We start from the raw sequence: 19711 nt of genomic DNA, 5'->3' as shown, positions 1-19711 counted from the left end.
CACATATCGTTAACGGAAAGAGCTAAACATGGCTGATCTGAAGAAACTGGCAGAAGAGATCGTTGGTCTGACCCTGCTGGAAGCACAAGAACTGAAAACAATCCTCAAGGACGAATATGGCATCGAGCCCGCAGCTGGCGGCGCAGTGATGATGGCCGGTCCTGCTGACGCCGGTGGCGCAGCAGCCGAGGAGAAAACTGAATTTGACGTCGTTCTGAAGAACGCGGGCGCATCCAAGATCAACGTGATCAAGGAAGTGCGCGGCATCACCGGTCTGGGCCTGAAAGAAGCCAAGGACCTGGTCGAAGCCGGCGGCAAGATCAAAGAAGGCGTCGACAAAGCCGAAGCCGAAGAAGTCAAAGCGAAGCTGGAAGCAGCTGGCGCGGAAGTCGAGCTGGCCTAAGCGGTCGCCAAGGGAGCCGATCTTTTCGAAAAGATCGGACCGGAATTTTCAAAATTCCGGCACATCCCGCAAGAATATTGGCTGGACGGGGCGATTGTCCTGTCCAGCCAAACCTGTCTTGAAGGGTGCTTTTGCGAAAGCATCCTTCTGGAGAGGTCCACAGGTCGGAAGGGGTGCGGTGGGACGCATCCCAGCATTGACCGGAAAACTCCGCTCTTAAAGCAGCGCCTCACGGCCCCGGTGAGGACGCGCTTGGTGAGAGAATCGAAAGGTGACACGACACATGGCACAATCCTTCCTTGGCCAGAAACGTCTGCGTAAATATTATGGCAAAATCCGCGAAGTGCTGGAGATGCCGAACCTGATCGAGGTTCAAAAATCGTCTTATGACCTTTTCCTGAATTCCGGCGATGCCGAGACCCCCACGGATGGCGATGGCATCCAGGGCGTGTTCCAGTCGGTTTTCCCGATCAAGGACTTCAACGAGACTTCCGTGCTGGAGTACGTCAAGTACGAGCTGGAAAAGCCCAAGTACGATGTTGAGGAATGTCAGCAGCGCGACATGACCTACAGCGCACCGCTCAAGGTGACGCTGCGTCTGATCGTGTTTGATATCGACGAAGACACAGGCGCCAAGTCGGTCAAGGACATCAAGGAACAGGACGTGTTCATGGGCGATATGCCCCTGATGACGCCGAATGGCACGTTCATCGTGAACGGCACGGAGCGTGTGATCGTTTCCCAGATGCACCGTTCTCCCGGCGTGTTCTTCGATCACGACAAGGGCAAGACGCATTCCTCGGGCAAATTGCTGTTCGCCTGCCGGATCATTCCCTATCGCGGCTCATGGCTGGATTTCGAATTCGACGCCAAGGATATCGTGTTCGCGCGCATCGACCGTCGCCGCAAGCTGCCCGTGACCACCCTGCTTTATGCTCTGGGGCTGGACCAGGAAGGCATCATGGATGCCTATTACAAGACCATCACCTACACCCTGCAGAAGAACAAGGGCTGGGTTGCCCCCTTCTACCCCGAGCGGGTACGTGGCACGCGCCCAACCTATGACGTTGTTGACGCGGCCTCTGGTGAAGTGCTCTTCGAGATGGGCAAGAAAGTCACTCCGCGCGCGGTGAAAAAACTGATCGACGACGGGAGCGTCACGGAGCTGCTGCTGCCCTTCGATCACATCAACGGTAAGTTTGTCGCCAAGGACATCATCAACGAGGAAACCGGCGCGATCTATGTCGAAGCCGGTGACGAGTTGACGCTGGAATACGACAAGGACGGCACGCTGATCGGTGGCACCGCGAAGGAGCTGATCGACGCGGGCATCACCGAGATCCCGCTTCTGGACATCGACAACATCAACGTCGGCCCCTACATGCGCAATACCATGGCGCAGGACAAGAACATGAACCGCGACACCGCGCTCATGGACATCTACCGCGTCATGCGTCCGGGCGAGCCGCCCACCGTGGAAGCGGCCTCTGCCCTGTTCGACACGCTGTTCTTCGACTCCGAGCGCTATGACCTTTCCGCCGTGGGCCGGGTCAAGATGAACATGCGTCTCGACCTCGATGCCGAAGACACCGTGCGCACCCTGCGCCGCGAAGACATCGTTGCCTGCATCAAGGCGCTGGTGGACCTGCGCGATGGCCGTGGCGACATCGACGACATCGACCACCTGGGCAACCGTCGTGTGCGTTCCGTTGGCGAACTGATGGAAAACCAGTACCGCGTCGGCTTGCTGCGCATGGAGCGTGCGATCAAGGAACGTATGTCCTCGGTCGAGATCGACACGGTGATGCCGCAGGACCTGATCAACGCGAAACCGGCCGCAGCCGCGGTGCGTGAATTCTTCGGCTCCTCGCAGCTGTCGCAGTTCATGGACCAGACCAACCCGCTGTCCGAAGTGACGCACAAGCGCCGCCTCTCGGCGCTTGGACCGGGCGGTCTGACCCGCGAGCGTGCCGGCTTTGAGGTGCGCGACGTTCACCCGACCCACTATGGCCGGATGTGCCCGATTGAAACGCCGGAAGGTCCGAACATCGGTCTGATCAACTCGCTGGCGACCTTTGCCCGCGTGAACAAATACGGCTTCATCGAAACGCCCTACCGCGTGGTCAAGGACAGCAAGGTGACCGATGAGGTCCACTACATGTCCGCGACCGAGGAAATGCGCCACACTGTGGCGCAGGCCAACGCATCGCTGGATGAAAACGGTCGTTTTACCAACGAGATGGTGAACACCCGTCGGTCCGGCGACTATACGCTGGCCCCCACGGAAAGCGTTGACCTGATCGACGTGAGCCCCAAGCAGCTGGTCTCGGTCGCCGCTTCGCTGATCCCGTTCCTTGAGAACGACGACGCGAACCGCGCCCTGATGGGATCGAACATGCAACGTCAGGCGGTTCCGCTTCTGCAGGCCGAGGCGCCGCTGGTCGGCACCGGCATCGAGGAAGTCGTGGCACGCGATTCCGGCGCGGCCTATATGGCCAAGCGGGCGGGTATCATCGACCAGGTCGATGCGTCGCGTATCGTGATCCGGGCAACCGAAGACCTTGAGCTGGGCGACGCGGGCGTGGACATCTATCGCATGCGCAAGTTCCAGCGGTCGAACCAGAACACCTGCATCAACCAGCGTCCGCTGGTGAAAGTGGGTGAGACGGTGACCAAGGGGCAGGTGATTGCCGATGGTCCGTCCACCGACATGGGCGAGCTGGCTTTGGGCAAGAACGTGGTTGTCGCCTTCATGCCGTGGAATGGCTACAACTACGAAGACTCGATCCTGATCTCCGAGCGTATCTCCCGCGATGACGTCTTTACCTCGATCCACATCGAGGAATTCGAAGTCGCCGCGCGTGACACGAAACTCGGGCCGGAAGAGATCACCCGCGACATTCCCAACGTCGGTGAAGAAGCGCTGCGCAACCTCGACGAGGCGGGCATCGTGTACATCGGCGCGGATGTGGAGCCGGGCGATATCCTGGTCGGCAAGATCACACCAAAGGGCGAAAGCCCGATGACGCCGGAAGAGAAACTGCTCCGCGCCATCTTTGGTGAAAAGGCATCGGACGTCCGCGATACATCGCTGCGGGTGAAACCGGGTGACTTCGGCACAGTCGTCGAAGTGCGCGTGTTCAACCGCCATGGTGTGGAAAAAGACGAACGTGCGCTGCAGATCGAGCGTGAAGAAGTCGAACGTCTGGCCCGTGACCGCGACGACGAACTCGCGATCCTCGACCGGAACATCTATGCGCGTCTGCGCGAGATGATCCTGGGCAAGGTCGCTGTCAAAGGCCCGAAAGGTGTCAAGTCGAACAGCCAGATCACCGAAGAGCTGCTGGACGATCAGCTGTCCCGCGGTCAGTGGTGGCAGTTGGCGCTTGAGGACGAAGACGACGCGAAAATCGTCGAGGCCCTGAACGAGCAGTACGAGATCCAGAAACGGACCTTGGATGCACGTTTCGAGGACAAGGTCGAGAAAGTGCGTCGTGGCGATGATCTGCCCCCGGGCGTGATGAAGATGGTCAAGGTGTTCGTGGCGGTGAAGCGCAAGCTGCAGCCGGGCGACAAGATGGCCGGTCGTCACGGGAACAAGGGTGTGATTTCGAAAGTGGTGCCGATGGAGGACATGCCGTTCCTCGCGGATGGGACCCCGGTCGATTTCTGCCTCAACCCGCTGGGCGTGCCGTCGCGTATGAACGTCGGTCAGATCCTTGAGACACACATGGGTTGGGCCGCGCGCGGTCTGGGTCTGAACGTCGACGAGGCGCTGCAGGAATATCGCCGGTCCGGCGACCTGACCCCGGTGCGCGAGGCGATGAGCCATGCCTACGGCGAAGACGTCTATGCCGAGGGAATCGAAGGCATGGATGAGGACACGCTGATCGAGGCCGCAGGCAACGTGACGCGCGGTGTGCCGATTGCCACGCCGGTCTTCGACGGTGCCAAGGAAGCGGATGTGAACGACTCGCTCAAGCGGGCCGGTTTCGACACCTCCGGTCAGTCGGTGCTGTTCGACGGTCGCACAGGCGAGCAATTTGCCCGTCCCGTGACCGTGGGCGTCAAGTACCTGCTCAAGCTGCACCACCTGGTGGACGACAAGATCCACGCGCGTTCGACCGGGCCGTACAGCCTCGTTACCCAGCAGCCGCTGGGCGGTAAGGCGCAGTTCGGTGGCCAGCGCTTTGGTGAGATGGAGGTCTGGGCTCTGGAAGCTTACGGCGCCGCCTACACCCTGCAGGAAATGCTGACCGTCAAGTCGGACGACGTCGCGGGCCGGACCAAGGTCTATGAAAGCATCGTCAAGGGCGAGGACAACTTCGAAGCGGGCATTCCGGAGAGCTTCAACGTTCTCGTCAAGGAAGTGCGCGGCCTCGGCCTGAATATGGAACTCCTGGATGCGGAGGAGGATGAGTGAGGCATCAAGCGGTGCGCAGTAAATGCGCACCCTACGCAAGGTGCGCGTTCATCGCGCACCTTTCGCCGAAACCTTCCCCGCACCCTCTTACAAATGAGGAAAAGATATGAACCAGGAACTGACAAACAACCCGTTCAACCCGCTGACGCCGCCCAAGGTGTTCGACGAGATCAAGGTCTCTCTGGCATCGCCCGAGCGGATCCTGTCGTGGTCCTTCGGCGAGATCAAGAAGCCTGAGACGATCAACTACCGCACGTTCAAGCCCGAGCGTGACGGTCTGTTCTGCGCGCGCATCTTTGGTCCGATCAAGGATTACGAATGCCTCTGCGGCAAATACAAGCGCATGAAATATCGCGGCGTCGTCTGCGAGAAATGCGGCGTGGAAGTGACCCTGCAAAAGGTCCGCCGCGAGCGCATGGGCCACATCGAACTGGCCTCGCCGGTTGCGCACATCTGGTTCCTGAAATCGCTGCCCTCCCGCATCGGCCTGATGCTGGACATGACGCTGCGCGATCTGGAACGCGTGCTGTACTTCGAGAACTACGTCGTGATCGAACCCGGTCTGACGGACCTCACCTACGGTCAGATGATGACCGAGGAAGAGTACATGGACGCCCAGGACGCCTATGGCATGGACGCTTTCACCGCCAACATCGGTGCCGAAGCGATCCGCGAAATGCTGGCGGCGATCGACCTGGAGGCCGAGGCCGACCAGCTGCGTGAAGAGCTGAAAGAAGCCACCGGCGAGCTGAAGCCCAAGAAGATCATCAAGCGTCTGAAAGTCGTGGAAAGCTTCCTGGAATCCGGCAACCGTCCGGAGTGGATGGTGCTGACCGTGATCCCCGTGATCCCGCCGGAACTGCGCCCGCTGGTGCCGCTGGACGGTGGCCGCTTTGCGACCTCCGACCTGAACGACCTCTATCGTCGCGTGATCAACCGGAACAACCGTCTGAAACGCCTGATCGAACTGCGTGCGCCTGACATCATCGTGCGCAACGAAAAGCGGATGTTGCAGGAATCCGTCGACGCCCTGTTCGACAACGGCCGTCGCGGCCGTGTCATCACCGGCGCCAACAAGCGTCCGCTGAAGTCGCTCTCCGACATGCTGAAAGGCAAGCAGGGCCGCTTCCGTCAGAACCTTTTGGGCAAACGCGTCGATTTCTCCGGCCGTTCGGTCATCGTGACCGGCCCGGAACTCAAGCTGCACCAGTGCGGCTTGCCCAAGAAGATGGCGCTCGAACTGTTCAAGCCGTTCATCTACTCGCGGCTGGAGGCCAAGGGCCTGTCCAGCACCGTCAAGCAGGCGAAGAAGCTGGTGGAAAAGGAACGTCCCGAGGTCTGGGACATCCTGGATGAGGTCATCCGCGAACACCCTGTCATGCTGAACCGTGCGCCCACGCTGCACCGTCTTGGCATTCAGGCGTTCGAACCCGTCCTGATCGAAGGCAAGGCGATCCAGCTGCACCCGCTGGTCTGTTCGGCCTTCAACGCCGACTTCGACGGCGACCAGATGGCGGTTCACGTGCCGCTCTCGCTGGAAGCGCAGCTTGAGGCGCGCGTCCTGATGATGTCGACCAACAACGTTCTGTCGCCTGCCAACGGCGCGCCGATCATCGTTCCCTCGCAGGATATGATCCTTGGCCTTTATTACACCACGCTGGAACGCGCGGGCATGAAGGGCGAAGGCAAGATCTTTGGCACCGTGGACGAAGTGCAGCACGCATTGGATGCGGGCGAAGTACACCTGCACACCAAGATCAAGGCCCGGATCAAGCAGATCGACAACGAGGGCAACGAGGTCATGGTGCGCTATGACACGACCCCCGGTCGTGTGCGTCTGGGCGCGCTGCTGCCGCTGAACGCCAAGGCACCTTTCGACCTGGTCAACCGTCTGCTGCGCAAGAAGGAAGTGCAGCAGGTCATCGACACCGTCTACCGCTATTGCGGCCAGAAGGAATCGGTTATCTTCTGTGACCAGATCATGACCATGGGCTTCCGCGAAGCGTTCAAGGCGGGCATTTCGTTCGGCAAGGACGACATGCTGATCCCGGACAGCAAATGGGGCCTCGTCGACGAGACCCGCGAGCAGGTCAAGGATTTCGAACAGCAGTACATGGACGGTCTGATCACCCAGGGTGAGAAGTACAACAAGGTCGTGGATGCCTGGTCGAAGTGTAACGACAAGGTGACCGAGGCCATGATGGGCTCGATCTCTGCCGAGCGGCTGGACGAAAACGGTGCCGTGATGGAACCGAACTCGGTCTACATGATGGCCCACTCCGGTGCCCGTGGTTCCGTGACCCAGATGAAACAGCTGGGCGGGATGCGCGGCCTGATGGCCAAGCCGAACGGCGACATCATCGAGACGCCGATCATCTCGAACTTCAAGGAAGGTCTGACCGTTCTTGAATACTTCAACTCGACCCACGGTGCCCGGAAGGGTCTGTCGGATACGGCTCTGAAAACCGCGAACTCCGGTTATCTGACACGGCGTCTGGTGGACGTGGCCCAGGATTGCATCGTACGCATGCACGACTGCGGGACCGAAGCCGCGATCACTGCCGAAGCGGCGGTCAACGATGGTGAAGTCGTGTCTTCCCTGGCCGAGCGTCTGCTGGGCCGTGTGTCGGCGGATGACATCCTCAGACCCGGCACCGACGAAGTGCTGGTGCCCGCGGGGACCATCATCGACGAACGGATGGCGGATCTGGTGGACGAAGCTGCGGTTCAGTCCGCACGCATCCGTTCGCCGCTGACCTGCGAAGCCGAAGAGGGCGTCTGCGCCATGTGCTATGGCCGTGACCTCGCACGCGGCACCCTGGTCAACCAGGGTGAAGCCGTGGGCATCATCGCGGCGCAGTCCATTGGTGAACCCGGTACACAGCTGACGATGCGGACCTTCCACATCGGCGGCGTTGCGCAGGGTGGCCAGCAGTCTTTCCTTGAGGCGTCTCAGGAAGGCAAGATCGTGTTCGAAAACGCCCAGACCATCGAAAACGCCAATGGCGAAGTGATCGTGATGGGCCGGAACATGAAGCTGCGGATTGTCGGTGAGGACGATGCCGAGCGGGCCAGCCACAAGATCGGCTATGGTACGACGCTGTTCGTCAAGGACGGGCAGAAAGTCGCCCGGGGTGACAAGCTGATTGAATGGGATCCCTATACCCTGCCGATCATCGCGGAGAAATCGGGCCTGACCAAGTTCGTGGACCTGGTGTCGGGTATCGCCGTCAAGGACGAGACCGATGACGCGACAGGCATGACCCAGAAGATCGTGATCGACTGGCGCGCGGCCCCCAAGGGCAACGAGCTGAAGCCGGAAGTGATCCTTGTGGGTGAAGATGGTGAACCGGTCCGCAACGATGCGGGCAACCCGGTGACCTATCCGATGTCCGTGGATGCGGTTCTGTCCGTTGAGGACGGCACCGACATCAAGGCGGGTGACGTCATCGCGCGTATCCCGCGCGAAGGTGCCAAGACCAAGGACATCACCGGTGGTCTGCCGCGCGTGGCCGAACTCTTTGAGGCGCGTCGCCCCAAGGATCACGCCATCATCGCGGAAATCGACGGCTATGTGCGCTACGGCAAGGACTACAAGAACAAACGCCGTATCGCGATCGAGTCTGCCGATGATCCGGACGTCAAGGTCGAGTACATGGTGCCCAAGGGCAAGCACATCCCGGTTGCGGAAGGTGACTATGTCCAGAAGGGCGATTACATCATGGACGGCAACCCGGCGCCGCATGACATCCTTGCGATCATGGGTGTGGAGGCTCTGGCCGACTACATGATCGACGAAGTGCAGGATGTTTACCGTCTGCAGGGTGTGAAGATCAACGACAAGCACATCGAGGTGATCGTGCGCCAGATGCTGCAGAAGTGGGAAGTCCAGGATTCGGGCGAGACCACGCTGCTCAAGGGCGAACATGTCGACAAGCAGGAGTTCGATCTGGCCAACGAGAAGGCGATCAAGAAGGGCGGTCGTCCGGCCAAGGGCGAACCGATCCTGCTGGGCATCACCAAGGCGTCGCTGCAAACCCGCAGCTTCATCTCTGCCGCGTCCTTCCAGGAAACCACGCGGGTTCTGACCGAGGCTTCGGTTCAGGGCAAGCGCGACAAACTGGTGGGTCTCAAGGAGAACGTCATCGTGGGCCGTCTGATCCCGGCTGGTACGGGCGGTGCGACCATGCAGATGCGCAAGGTTGCCCAGGACCGTGACAACGTGGTCATCGAAGCCCGCCGCGAAGAGGCAGAGCAGGCCGCACGCCTCGCCGCGCCGGAAGCAAGCGACGATGTGGTCGGCGGCGATGTCTTTGACACCGTGATCGTGGATGAAGAAAGCCGCGATTGATCTGATCACCCGTGACTGAAGAAAGCCCCCGGCACCCCAGGTGTCGGGGGTTTTCGTTTTTCCGGCCCCTGCGTCGGGTGGGATTGTGCATGCCCGGCGACGCGGCATAGGGTGCGCGAGTTACACTTGTCGAAGGGCGCCGAACAATGTCACCCACTCTGCTTGGCGCGTTGCTGATGACGGCCTCCATGGCGTCTTTCACCCTGAATGATGCGCTGCTGAAACTGACGGCGGGCGCGGTGCCGCTGGCGCAGCTGATCTTCATCCGTTCGCTGATCACCTGTTCGCTGATGCTGGCGACCAAGGGGCGGATCGGGACGATGCATTTCGACATCGCGCGCCGCGACTGGGTCCTGATCGGGGCCAGGGCCGCGACAGAGATCAGTATCTCTTACTTTTTCCTCACCGCATTGTTCAAAATGCCGCTCGCCAATATCACCGCGATCATGCAGGTGGTGCCGCTTGCCGTGACCCTTGCCTCGGCGCTGTTCCTGCGCGAGGCGGTCGGGCGTCGGCGCATCACGGCGATCGTGATCGGGTTTGCGGGTGTCATGCTGATCATCAGGCCGGGGGCGGAAGGGTTCAACATCTGGGCGATCTATGCGCTGCTGGCGGTGCTGGGGGTCACCGCCCGTGACCTGATCACCCGGCAATTGTCGCCGCAGGTTCCCTCGATGACCGTTGCGCTCAGCACGGCGGTTGCGGTGATGGTGTCCTTCGGTCTGGTGTCGCTGTTCGGCCCTTGGGTTTCAATCGCGCCGGATATCTGGGTGCTGATCATCAGCTCGGCGGTGGTGATCATGGCCGGCTACTTCCTGTCCATCTGGGTGATGCGGGTGGGCGACGTGTCTTTCACCGCGCCCTTCCGCTACACGCAGCTGGTCTGGGCATTGTTGCTGGGCTGGTTCGTCTTTGGCGAATGGCCCGGCTGGATGACATTGACGGGGGCGGCAATTGTCGTGGCGACCGGGGTCTTCACCTTCTACCGCGAGCGCAAGCTGTCAGCTGCCTGAAAAGACCCGCCTGACGTGATCCGCCTCGATGGCAAACCGTTTCCTGAACAGCTTTTCCTGTGCGGCGGTCAGCGGGGTCACCGGGATCGGCTTGACCTTTTTCTGCCGCGAATCGTTAAAGCCGTTGTGGCTGCGCACCCACATCGCGGGGTCCGAGAAACTGATTGCGGGCATGAACCGGGGGATCTTCTCATGCGCAAAGTTCATGATGGTCTGTGAACAATTGCCCTTGATGTACATGCCCAGCGAGGCGACGTAGAACTGTCGGAACATGTCCACCGCCGCAATCCCCTCCGCACCGAATTCTGCCACGAAGCCGCGGTTCCAGTCATAGGCGACCGTGCGGTTGCTGCCGATCAACGCGCTGGAATCTGCCACCGCGCGGCGCAGCTTTTCGATGAAATCGACAGAGACCGCATCATCGTCGTCATACCGGAATTGCAGGCAGGGCTCCGCCGGATTGATCCGTGCTTCGTTCAGGATTTCCTTCATCACCTCGCGCTGGTTGCGCGGTGGTTCCTTGTGAATCAGGGCCTGCGGCAGGTCTTTGACAAGGGATTCGAGCCGTTTCTCATGGTGTTTCGGAAACTGGTCGCCAATGACGATGATCAGGCTGAAATCAGGGTCGGTCTGTGCCCTCAGACAGGGCAGGGCGACGGTTTCGAGCAGTTGAAACCGCTCTTCCAGCCGCCTGTCTTCGTAAAGATAGGCGATCCTTTCCTCGATGTCCTCATGTTCGACCTGGAAGCCCCCCAGCGCGGGATAGGAAAAACGGCAAAGTCCGATCGCCTGCATACGGGTGGTTTCCTCTTGAGGCCTGCGGGTGACCCCGAATATGCAGGTGCGGCAGGCGCCGTTGCAAGCGCCTTTGCTCCTGGTTCGCTGCGATCCTGACGGGCCGGGGGCTGTTGACACCCTGTGCCCAACGGCCTATACGCGCGCTATCCGGGACGTGGGGCAACCCCTGCTGGCCCGAAATCATAAGCTACGTGGTCAAGACCCGGTCTAATGCTGATCCGGTCCTCTGTAACCCCACCGCCTCGTTTTCCTCGGTACGGGAACGTTGCGGTGTTTTTGCTTTGCCGAAGGTAAAGCATCGAATTTGAAACCGCATGGGGTGCTCCTCGTGCATCTGATATGAGACAGAACGGGGATAAACCGGAATGCCAACGATCCAACAGCTGATCCGCAAGCCGCGGCAGCCGAAGCGTAAATACTCGAAATCCATGCACCTGCAGGAATGCCCGCAGAAGCGTGGCGTCTGTACCCGCGTGTACACCACCACACCGAAGAAACCGAACTCGGCCATGCGTAAGGTTGCCAAGGTGCGCCTGACCAACGGCTTTGAGGTCATCAGCTATATTCCGGGTGAAAGCCACAACCTTCAGGAACACTCCGTAGTCCTGATCCGCGGCGGCCGTGTCAAAGACCTTCCCGGTGTGCGTTACCACATCCTGCGCGGCGTTCTGGATACGCAAGGCGTCAAGGATCGTAAGCAGCGCCGTTCCAAGTACGGTGCCAAGCGTCCGAAGTAATTTGTGCAGCGGTGCGCAGTCAATGCGCACCCTACTCATCCATCCGTAGGGTGCGCATTGATGCGCACCACCCGAGCCCACGAAGGAAGACAACGACATGTCACGCCGCCACGCCGCTGAAAAACGCGAAGTTCTGCCGGACGCCAAGTATGGCGATCTGGTTCTGACCAAATTCATGAACAACCTCATGATCGACGGCAAGAAATCCGTCGCCGAAACAATCGTCTACAATGCGATGACCCGCGTTGAGGACAAGATCAAACGCGCGCCCATCGAAGTGTTCCACGAAGCACTTGAAAACATCCAGCCCTCCGTCGAAGTGCGCTCGCGCCGCGTCGGTGGTGCGACCTACCAGGTGCCCGTGGAAGTGCGTCCCGAGCGTCGTCAGGCGCTGGCGATCCGCTGGTTGATCAAGGCCGCGCGTTCGCGCAACGAGAACACCATGGAAGAACGTCTTGCCGGGGAACTGCTGGATGCCGTTCAATCCCGTGGCACAGCCGTGAAAAAGCGTGAAGACACGCACAAGATGGCCGATGCCAACAAGGCATTCAGCCACTACCGCTGGTAATTCACTTCAAAGATCGGGGCTGCGATACGCGTGGCCCCTGACCCTTTTTAACGCAAGACCTCTGAGGACACCTCCCAATGGCACGCGACTATCCGCTTCAACGCTATCGCAACTTTGGCATCATGGCGCACATCGATGCCGGCAAGACCACATGTTCGGAACGCATCCTGTTCTACACCGGCAAGAGCCACAACATCGGTGAGGTCCACGACGGTGCGGCCACGATGGACTGGATGGAGCAGGAGCAGGAGCGCGGCATCACCATCACTTCCGCTGCGACGACAACGTTCTGGCAGCGCCAGGAAGAGCCGACAGCAGATGCCACATCCGACACCAAGTACCGGATGAACATCATCGACACGCCCGGCCACGTGGATTTTACCATCGAGGTTGAGCGTTCATTGGCCGTTCTCGACGGCGCGGTTGCCGTGCTTGACGCCAACGCCGGTGTCGAACCGCAGACAGAGACTGTCTGGCGCCAGGCCGACCGCTACAAGGTGCCGCGCATCGTCTTCGTCAACAAGATGGACAAGATCGGCGCCGACTTCTTCAACTGCGTGAAGATGATCAAGGACCGTACCGGTGCGACACCGGCACCGATCCAGATCCCGATCGGCGCCGAAAACGAGCTTGAGGGCATGGTCGACCTTGTGACCATGAAAGAATGGGTCTGGGCCGGTGAAGACCTCGGCGCGTCCTGGGAACAGCGCGAGATCCGCGACAGCCTCAAGGCACAGGCCGACGAATGGCGCGCCCACCTCATCGAGACTGCGGTCGAGATGGATGATGACGCCATGGAAAACTACCTGATGGACGGCGCAGAGCCGGACGTGGACACGCTGCGCAAGCTGATCCGCAAGGGTACGCTGGCGATCAAGTTCATTCCCGTCCTCTGCGGTTCCGCGTTCAAGAACAAGGGCGTGCAGCCCCTGCTGAACGCCGTGATCGACTATCTGCCCAGCCCGCTGGACGTTGTCGATTACATGGGCTTCAAACCCGGTGACGAAACGGAAACCCGCAACATCCCGCGCCGCGCGGATGACGACATGGCGTTCTCGGGCCTTGCGTTCAAAATCATGAACGACCCCTTCGTCGGCTCGCTGACCTTCACCCGCATCTATTCGGGCAAGATCAACAAGGGTGACAACATCCTGAACTCCACCAAGGGCAAGAAAGAGCGCATCGGCCGTATGATGATGATGCACTCCAACAACCGCGAGGAAATCGAAGAAGCCTTTGCGGGCGACATCATCGCGCTGGCGGGTCTGAAAGACACCACCACAGGTGACACGCTTTGTGCCCAGAACGATCCGGTGGTGCTGGAAACCATGACCTTCCCGGATCCGGTGATCGAGATCGCGGTCGAGCCCAAGACAAAAGCCGACCAGGAAAAGATGTCCGCAGGTCTGGCCCGTCTGGCTGCCGAAGACCCGTCCTTCCGCGTGGAGACCGACCTCGAATCCGGTCAGACCATCATGAAGGGCATGGGCGAACTTCACCTCGACATCCTGGTGGATCGCCTGAAGCGTGAATTCAAGGTCGAAGCGAACATCGGTGCACCGCAGGTGGCTTACCGCGAAACGATTACGCGCGAAGCCGAGATCACCTACACCCACAAGAAACAGTCCGGTGGTTCCGGTCAGTTCGCCGAGGTGAAGATGATCCTGATGCCGACGGAGCCGGGCGAAGGCTATTCCTTCGAAAGCCGCATCGTCGGTGGTGCCGTGCCCAAGGAATATATCCCGGGTGTGGAAAAGGGTATCAAGTCGGTTCTGGACTCCGGTCCGCTGGCGGGCTTCCCTGTCATCGACTTCAAGGTGGCGCTGATCGACGGTAAGTTCCACGATGTTGACTCTTCGGTGCTGGCGTTCGAAATCGCGGCCCGGATGGGTATGCGCGAAGGCATGAAGAAGGCCGGTGCGAAACTGCTGGAACCGATCATGAAAGTCGAAGTGGTGACGCCCGAGGAATACACCGGCGGCATCATTGGCGACCTCACGTCGCGTCGCGGTCAGGTGCAGGGTCAGGACACACGCGGCAACGCGATTGCGATCGACTGCTTCGTGCCGCTGGCCAACATGTTCGGCTACATCAACACGCTGCGGTCGATGTCGTCGGGCCGTGCGAACTTCACCATGCAGTTCGACCATTACGAGGCCGTGCCGCAGAACATCTCGGACGAAATCCAGTCCAAATTCGCTTGATCCAGCGGTGCGTGGGAAACCACGCACCCTACACCAACCCGTAGGGTGTGTGCCGTGCACGCACCGTTTTGAATAAAAATGAAGGAGCCACACCATGGCAAAGGCAAAGTTTGAACGTAACAAGCCGCACGTTAACATCGGCACGATTGGTCACGTTGACCACGGCAAGACAACTCTGACAGCGGCGATCACGAAGTATTTCGGCGACTTCCGTGCGTATGACCAGATCGACGGCGCACCCGAAGAGAAAGCCCGCGGGATCACCATTTCGACCGCGCATGTGGAATACGAGACCGATGCGCGTCACTACGCCCACGTCGACTGCCCCGGCCACGCCGACTACGTCAAGAACATGATCACCGGTGCGGCGCAGATGGACGGCGCGATCCTGGTTGTGAACGCGGCTGACGGCCCGATGCCCCAGACCCGCGAGCACATCCTGCTGGGCCGCCAGGTGGGCATCCCCACCATGGTTGTCTACATGAACAAGGTCGACCAGGTGGACGACGCGGAACTGCTGGAACTGGTGGAAATGGAAATCCGCGAGCTGCTGTCTTCCTACGAATACCCCGGCGACGACATCCCGGTCATCCCCGGCTCCGCGCTGGCGGCGATGGAAGGCCGCGATCCCGAGATCGGCGAGAATTCGATCCGCGCGCTGATGGCTGCGGTTGACGAATGGATCCCGACCCCCGAGCGTGCGGTTGACCAGCCCTTCCTGATGCCGGTCGAGGACGTGTTCTCGATCTCCGGCCGTGGTACGGTTGTGACCGGCCGTGTGGAACGTGGCGTGATCAACGTGGGCGACGAGATCGAGATCGTCGGCATCCGCGACACCAAGAAGACGACCTGCACAGGCGTTGAAATGTTCCGCAAGCTGCTGGACCGTGGTGAAGCGGGCGACAACATCGGCGCATTGCTGCGTGGCGTGGAGCGTGAAGGCGTCGAGCGTGGACAGGTGCTGTGCAAGCCGGGTTCCGTGACCCCGCACACCAAGTTCGAAGCCGAAGCCTATATCCTGACCAAGGAAGAGGGCGGCCGTCACACGCCGTTCTTCGCGAACTACCGTCCGCAGTTCTACTTCCGGACCACCGACGTGACCGGCACGGTTCAGCTGAACGAAGGCACCGAGATGGTGATGCCGGGCGACAACGTGTCCTTTGGCGTTGAACTGATCGCGCCGATCGCGATGGAGCAGGGCCTGCGCTTTGCGATCCGCGAAGGCGGCCGCACCGTTGGTGCGGGCGTGGTGTCGAAGATCACCGACTGATCGGGCACGCGCCCGCAAGGGCGCGCTCCTGAGCACACGAACAGGCAAGGCCGCTCCCACAGGGGGCGGCCTTTGTCGTTGGGGGGGGGAGGGGGCAGTAGCGCGCAGACCGCGCCTGGCGGGGCCTATTGCAGGCCTGTGGGGGCCGGAGCGGGCAGGGCAGGGGCTCAGGCGTGGAAAGCGGGCTACCTGGCCTTCTTCGCCGCTTTTTCTTCCTTGGTCAGCTTGCTGCCCCATTGATTGTTGCTAAGCCCGAGGTCTTCGCGCATCGGCTTGGTCTTGCCCTTCTTCACCTCTCCGCCCTTGTCCAGGAAGGCCTTGATGAGGGCGGCATCGGTCGTCGGCTTGGGTACTTTCTTCATCGCGCTGGACCTTTTGTTATGGGATGCGACGAGCCTATCGCTGACATGATGCAAAATCCATAGCATGGGATATCGCGCAAACAGAAAGCCCCCGCTGATGTCTCAGCGGGGGCTTTCATATCTCTACGTCTTGGTCAACAGAGGTGCGCGCAGAGCGCACACCCTACGTAGGGTGCGCATTCATGCGCACCGCCTACCAATCTTCTCTGACGACAACCCGTGTCTTGATCAACAGCTCCACCAGAATCCAGGCTGTGCGCTTGTTGCCGTCAATAAACCCGTGGTTGCCAACCACGCTTTCCAAAAGCGCAGAAGCCTTTGCCGCGATCGAGCGGTGGTAGCCAGAGTATGGCCTCGAAATTGCGGACTGGATGAGGTGAAGGCTGGAAACACCATCACGACCTCCATAGGTTAGCGCTTCATCGTGAGCGGCCAACGCGTCGGCGAGTGTTATCCTGTAATGGCGTTTACCGATCCGCAAGTCGCTGCAACGCAACGCCTCGCTTGCTGGAGACTTCTTTAATCGTCTTAACCGTCTTCGGGTTGCTTTTCGACGTACTCGCGTTCGTCCCGACTGCGACGAACTTACCGCTTTTTGCGTTACGGGCGATCCAGCCCCCGTTTACTACGGTTTTTTTCGTGTTGTTCGCCATGCTCTCCACTCGCACACTCAAAAGCGCTTCATCGCTATATATCATATGCGAGGTATCGTTGCGCAAGAGTCTGTAAGAAGCGGCAGGCAAACAGAAAGCCCCCGCTGATGTCTCAGCGGGGGCTTTCATATCTCTATATCTTGGTCAGCAGAGGTGCGCGCAGAGCGCACACCCTACGTAGGGTGCGCATTCATGCGCACCGCCTACCAATCTTCTCTGACGACAACCCGTGTCTTGATCGGCAGCTTCATCGCGGCCAGGCGCAGCGCTTCGCGGGCCACGTCGTCACCGACACCGTCGATTTCGAACATGATCCGGCCCGGCTTCACCTTGGCTGCCCAGAAGTCGACGGAACCTTTACCCTTACCCATACGCACTTCGACAGGCTTGGAGGTGACCGGGACATCCGGGAAGATACGGATCCAGACGCGGCCCTGACGCTTCATGTGGCGCGTCATGGCACGGCGTGCGGCTTCGATCTGGCGTGCTGTGACACGCTCAGGCTGCAGCGCCTTCAGGCCGTAGGTGCCAAAGTTCAGGTCAGACCCGCCCTTTGCCAGACCCTTGATCGAGCCTTTGAACTGCTTGCGGAATTTCGTCCGTTTTGGCTGTAGCATCTATCTGCTCCTTACCGGCGACCGCCGGCACCGCGAGGTGCTGGGCCGTCTTGAAGTTCCTGGTGCTTGCGATCGCGGGCACCCGGATCATGTTCCATGATCTCGCCTTTGAAGATCCAGGTCTTGATCCCGATGATGCCATAGGCCGTTTCGGCTTCCACGTGGGCATAGTCGATGTCCGCACGCAGTGTGTGCAGAGGCACGCGGCCCTCGCGGTACCATTCGGTCCGGGCGATCTCGGCACCGCCAAGGCGGCCTGCGAGGTTCACACGGATACCCAGGGCACCCATACGCATGGCGTTCTGAACCGCACGTTTCATGGCGCGGCGGAAGGAAACCCGGCGCTCCAGCTGCTGTGCGATGCTTTCACCGACCAATGCGGCATCCAGTTCGGGCTTGCGGACTTCAACGATGTTGAGGTGCAGTTCCGAGCTGGTCATCTTGGCGATCTTCTGACGCAGACCTTCGATGTCCGCACCTTTCTTGCCGATGATGACGCCGGGACGCGCGGTGTGGATCGTGACGCGGCACTTCTTGTGCGGACGTTCGATGATCACGCGGGCGATACCGGCCTGCTTGCACTCTTCCTTGATGAAGGCGCGGATGGCGAGGTCTTCCAGCAGAAGATCGCCGTAGTCCTTCGTATCGGCGTACCAGCGGCTGTCCCAAGTGCGGTTGACCTGCAGGCGCATGCCGATCGGGTTTACTTTGTTACCCATTATGCTTGCTCCTCAACTTGACGCACGACGATGGTGACTTCGGCAAACGGCTTCATGATCTTGCCGAACCGGCCACGCGCACGCGGGCGACCGCGCTTCATGGTCAGGTTCTTGCCGACATAGGCTTCGGCCACGATCAGCTCGTCCACGTCAAGGTTGTGGTTGTTCTCGGCGTTGGCGATGGCGGACTGAAGGCATTTCTTCACGTCCTGCGCGATCCGCTTCTTGGAGAAGGTCAGGTCCGTGAGGGCACGTTCCACCTTCTTTCCGCGGATCAGGCCGGCAACGAGGTTCAGTTTCTGCGGCGACGTTTTCAGCATGCGCAGTTTTGCGCGGGCTTCGTTGTCTGCCACGCGGCGGGGATTTTTATCCTTGCTCATGGCTTATTTCCGCTTTGCTTTTTTGTCGGCGGCATGACCGTAGTAGGTCCGTGTCGGGGAATATTCACCGAACTTCTGACCAATCATGTCTTCGCTGACGTTGACGGGGATGTGCTTGTGACCGTTGTAGACGCCGAACGTCAGGCCAACAAACTGCGGGAGGATCGTGGAACGGCGCGACCAGATCTTGATCACTTCGTTCCGGCCGCTCTCACGCGACGCTTCGGCCTTCTTGAGGACATAAGAGTCGACAAAAGGGCCTTTCCATACTGAACGAGACATCTATTAACGCCCCTTCTTCTTGGCGTGCCGCGAGCGGATGATCAGCTTGCTGGACGCTTTGTTCTTGTTGCGGGTCTTGGCACCCTTTGTCGGCTTGCCCCATGGGGTCACCGGATGACGACCACCAGAGGTCCGGCCTTCACCACCACCATGGGGGTGGTCGATCGGGTTCATTACGACACCACGCACAGAGGGGCGGATGCCCTTGTGACGCATGCGGCCCGCTTTGCCGTAGTTCTGGTTGGAGTTGTCGGGGTTCGACACGGCACCGACGGTGGCCATGCATTCCTGACGCACCAGGCGCAGTTCGCCGCTACTCAGACGGATCTGGGCATAGCCGCCATCGCGGCCTACGAATTGTGCGTAGGTGCCTGCGGCACGGGCGATCTGACCGCCTTTGCCGGGCTTCATTTCGATGTTGTGGACGATTGTGCCGATGGGCATGCCGGAGAAAGGCATTGCGTTGCCCGGCTTGATGTCCTGCTTTGCGCCTGCGATGACCTTGTCGCCGACGGCCAGACGCTGAGGGGCCAGGATATAGGCCTGTTCGCCATCTTCGTACTGGATCAGGGCAATAAAGGCTGTCCGGTTCGGGTCATATTCGATCCGCGCGACAACAGCGGACATGTCCAGCTTGTTGCGTTTGAAATCAACGATACGGTAGAGGCGCTTTGCACCACCACCTGTACGACGCATTGTGATCCGTCCGGTGTTGTTCCGTCCGCCGGATTTGGTCAGACCCTGAGTAAGGGCTTTGACCGGGCGGCCTTTCCAAAGCTCCGAACGGTCGATCAGTACCAGCCCACGCTGGCCCGGCGTCGTCGGTTTGTACGACTTGAGTGCCATGTTGTCTGTCTTCCGTTTAGCTGTGTGCCAGCGCGAGGCTGGCTATGGTTTATAGGGCCCCGAAGGTCCCCGAGGGATTGGCGCA

Annotated in this window: 16 protein-coding genes; 8 read left to right on the top strand and 8 right to left on the bottom strand. The window is 60.1% G+C overall.

Annotation, left to right across the window (positions count from 1 at the left end):
• Positions 1 to 28: 28 nt before the first annotated feature.
• The 4 genes from rplL (at position 29) to ACWNZ3_RS16200 (ending at position 10190) form a co-directional block, all read left to right on the top strand.
• Complete coding sequence (gene rplL / locus ACWNZ3_RS16215) at positions 29 to 403, top strand: 50S ribosomal protein L7/L12 (RefSeq protein WP_067294893.1); 375 nt, start codon at positions 29 to 31, stop codon at positions 401 to 403.
• Positions 404 to 686: 283 nt separating this feature from the next.
• On the top strand, positions 687 to 4826 hold the full coding sequence (rpoB, locus tag ACWNZ3_RS16210) for a DNA-directed RNA polymerase subunit beta (protein WP_269365806.1): 4140 nt from the start codon (positions 687 to 689) through the stop codon (positions 4824 to 4826).
• Between the two features lie 106 nt (positions 4827 to 4932).
• A complete protein-coding gene (rpoC, locus tag ACWNZ3_RS16205) occupies positions 4933 to 9177 on the top strand; it encodes a DNA-directed RNA polymerase subunit beta' (RefSeq protein ID WP_269365808.1) in 4245 nt (1414 codons plus the stop codon).
• A gap of 146 nt (positions 9178 to 9323) precedes the next feature.
• Positions 9324 to 10190, top strand: a complete 867-nt coding sequence (locus tag ACWNZ3_RS16200) for a DMT family transporter (RefSeq protein WP_269365810.1) — start codon at positions 9324 to 9326, stop codon at positions 10188 to 10190.
• Here the strand turns inward: ACWNZ3_RS16200 and ACWNZ3_RS16195 are convergent.
• The gene (locus ACWNZ3_RS16195; protein ID WP_496900583.1) at positions 10179 to 10985 is read right to left on the bottom strand and encodes a putative rhamnosyl transferase; all 807 of its coding nucleotides are present in this window, start codon (positions 10983 to 10985) and stop codon (positions 10179 to 10181) included. The genes ACWNZ3_RS16200 and ACWNZ3_RS16195 overlap by 12 nt on opposite strands.
• Positions 10986 to 11353: 368 nt before the next feature.
• On the opposite strand from ACWNZ3_RS16195, the gene rpsL reads away from it, so the two are divergent.
• From rpsL to tuf, 4 genes are all read left to right on the top strand, one after another.
• Positions 11354 to 11725, top strand: a complete 372-nt coding sequence (rpsL, locus tag ACWNZ3_RS16190; protein ID WP_025063456.1) for a 30S ribosomal protein S12 — start codon at positions 11354 to 11356, stop codon at positions 11723 to 11725.
• 97 nt (positions 11726 to 11822) lie between these two features.
• Positions 11823 to 12293 (top strand): 30S ribosomal protein S7, encoded by a 471-nt coding sequence (gene rpsG / locus ACWNZ3_RS16185; RefSeq protein WP_067294877.1) that lies wholly within the window; start codon positions 11823 to 11825, stop codon positions 12291 to 12293.
• A gap of 77 nt (positions 12294 to 12370) precedes the next feature.
• Positions 12371 to 14497, top strand: a complete 2127-nt coding sequence (fusA, locus tag ACWNZ3_RS16180) for an elongation factor G (RefSeq protein WP_274575967.1) — start codon at positions 12371 to 12373, stop codon at positions 14495 to 14497.
• A 94-nt stretch (positions 14498 to 14591) separates the two neighbouring features.
• Positions 14592 to 15767 carry an elongation factor Tu gene (tuf, locus tag ACWNZ3_RS16175; protein WP_269365791.1) on the top strand — a complete coding sequence of 392 codons (1176 nt, stop codon included), beginning with the start codon at positions 14592 to 14594 and terminating at the stop codon, positions 15765 to 15767.
• 185 nt (positions 15768 to 15952) lie between these two features.
• On the opposite strand, the gene ACWNZ3_RS16170 is transcribed toward tuf, so the two are convergent.
• The 7 genes from ACWNZ3_RS16170 to rplB all read right to left on the bottom strand — a co-directional run bounded on the left by ACWNZ3_RS16170 (position 15953) and on the right by rplB (position 19626).
• Positions 15953 to 16129 carry a hypothetical protein gene (locus ACWNZ3_RS16170; protein WP_269365818.1) on the bottom strand — a complete coding sequence of 59 codons (177 nt, stop codon included), beginning with the start codon at positions 16127 to 16129 and terminating at the stop codon, positions 15953 to 15955.
• Between the two features lie 193 nt (positions 16130 to 16322).
• Positions 16323 to 16424 (bottom strand): Fic family protein, encoded by a 102-nt coding sequence (locus ACWNZ3_RS16165; protein WP_496901913.1) that lies wholly within the window; start codon positions 16422 to 16424, stop codon positions 16323 to 16325.
• A 561-nt stretch (positions 16425 to 16985) separates the two neighbouring features.
• On the bottom strand, positions 16986 to 17399 hold the full coding sequence (gene rplP / locus ACWNZ3_RS16160) for a 50S ribosomal protein L16 (protein ID WP_067296658.1): 414 nt from the start codon (positions 17397 to 17399) through the stop codon (positions 16986 to 16988).
• 11 nt (positions 17400 to 17410) lie between these two features.
• On the bottom strand, positions 17411 to 18118 hold the full coding sequence (gene rpsC, locus ACWNZ3_RS16155) for a 30S ribosomal protein S3 (protein ID WP_067296660.1): 708 nt from the start codon (positions 18116 to 18118) through the stop codon (positions 17411 to 17413).
• Complete coding sequence (gene rplV / locus ACWNZ3_RS16150; protein ID WP_025054725.1) at positions 18118 to 18498, bottom strand: 50S ribosomal protein L22; 381 nt, start codon at positions 18496 to 18498, stop codon at positions 18118 to 18120. The genes rpsC and rplV overlap by 1 nt, the downstream gene beginning before the upstream one ends.
• A gap of 3 nt (positions 18499 to 18501) precedes the next feature.
• The gene (gene rpsS / locus ACWNZ3_RS16145; protein WP_067296663.1) at positions 18502 to 18780 is read right to left on the bottom strand and encodes a 30S ribosomal protein S19; all 279 of its coding nucleotides are present in this window, start codon (positions 18778 to 18780) and stop codon (positions 18502 to 18504) included.
• Positions 18781 to 18783: 3 nt separating this feature from the next.
• The gene (gene rplB, locus ACWNZ3_RS16140; RefSeq protein ID WP_067296666.1) at positions 18784 to 19626 is read right to left on the bottom strand and encodes a 50S ribosomal protein L2; all 843 of its coding nucleotides are present in this window, start codon (positions 19624 to 19626) and stop codon (positions 18784 to 18786) included.
• Between the last annotated feature and the right edge of the window lie 85 nt (positions 19627 to 19711).

The sequence above is a fragment of the Sulfitobacter sp. IGS-18 genome, assembly GCF_059628195.1.
The sequence above is the reverse complement of the archived record's forward strand: the minus strand, read 5'-3'. Positions and strand labels throughout refer to the sequence as shown.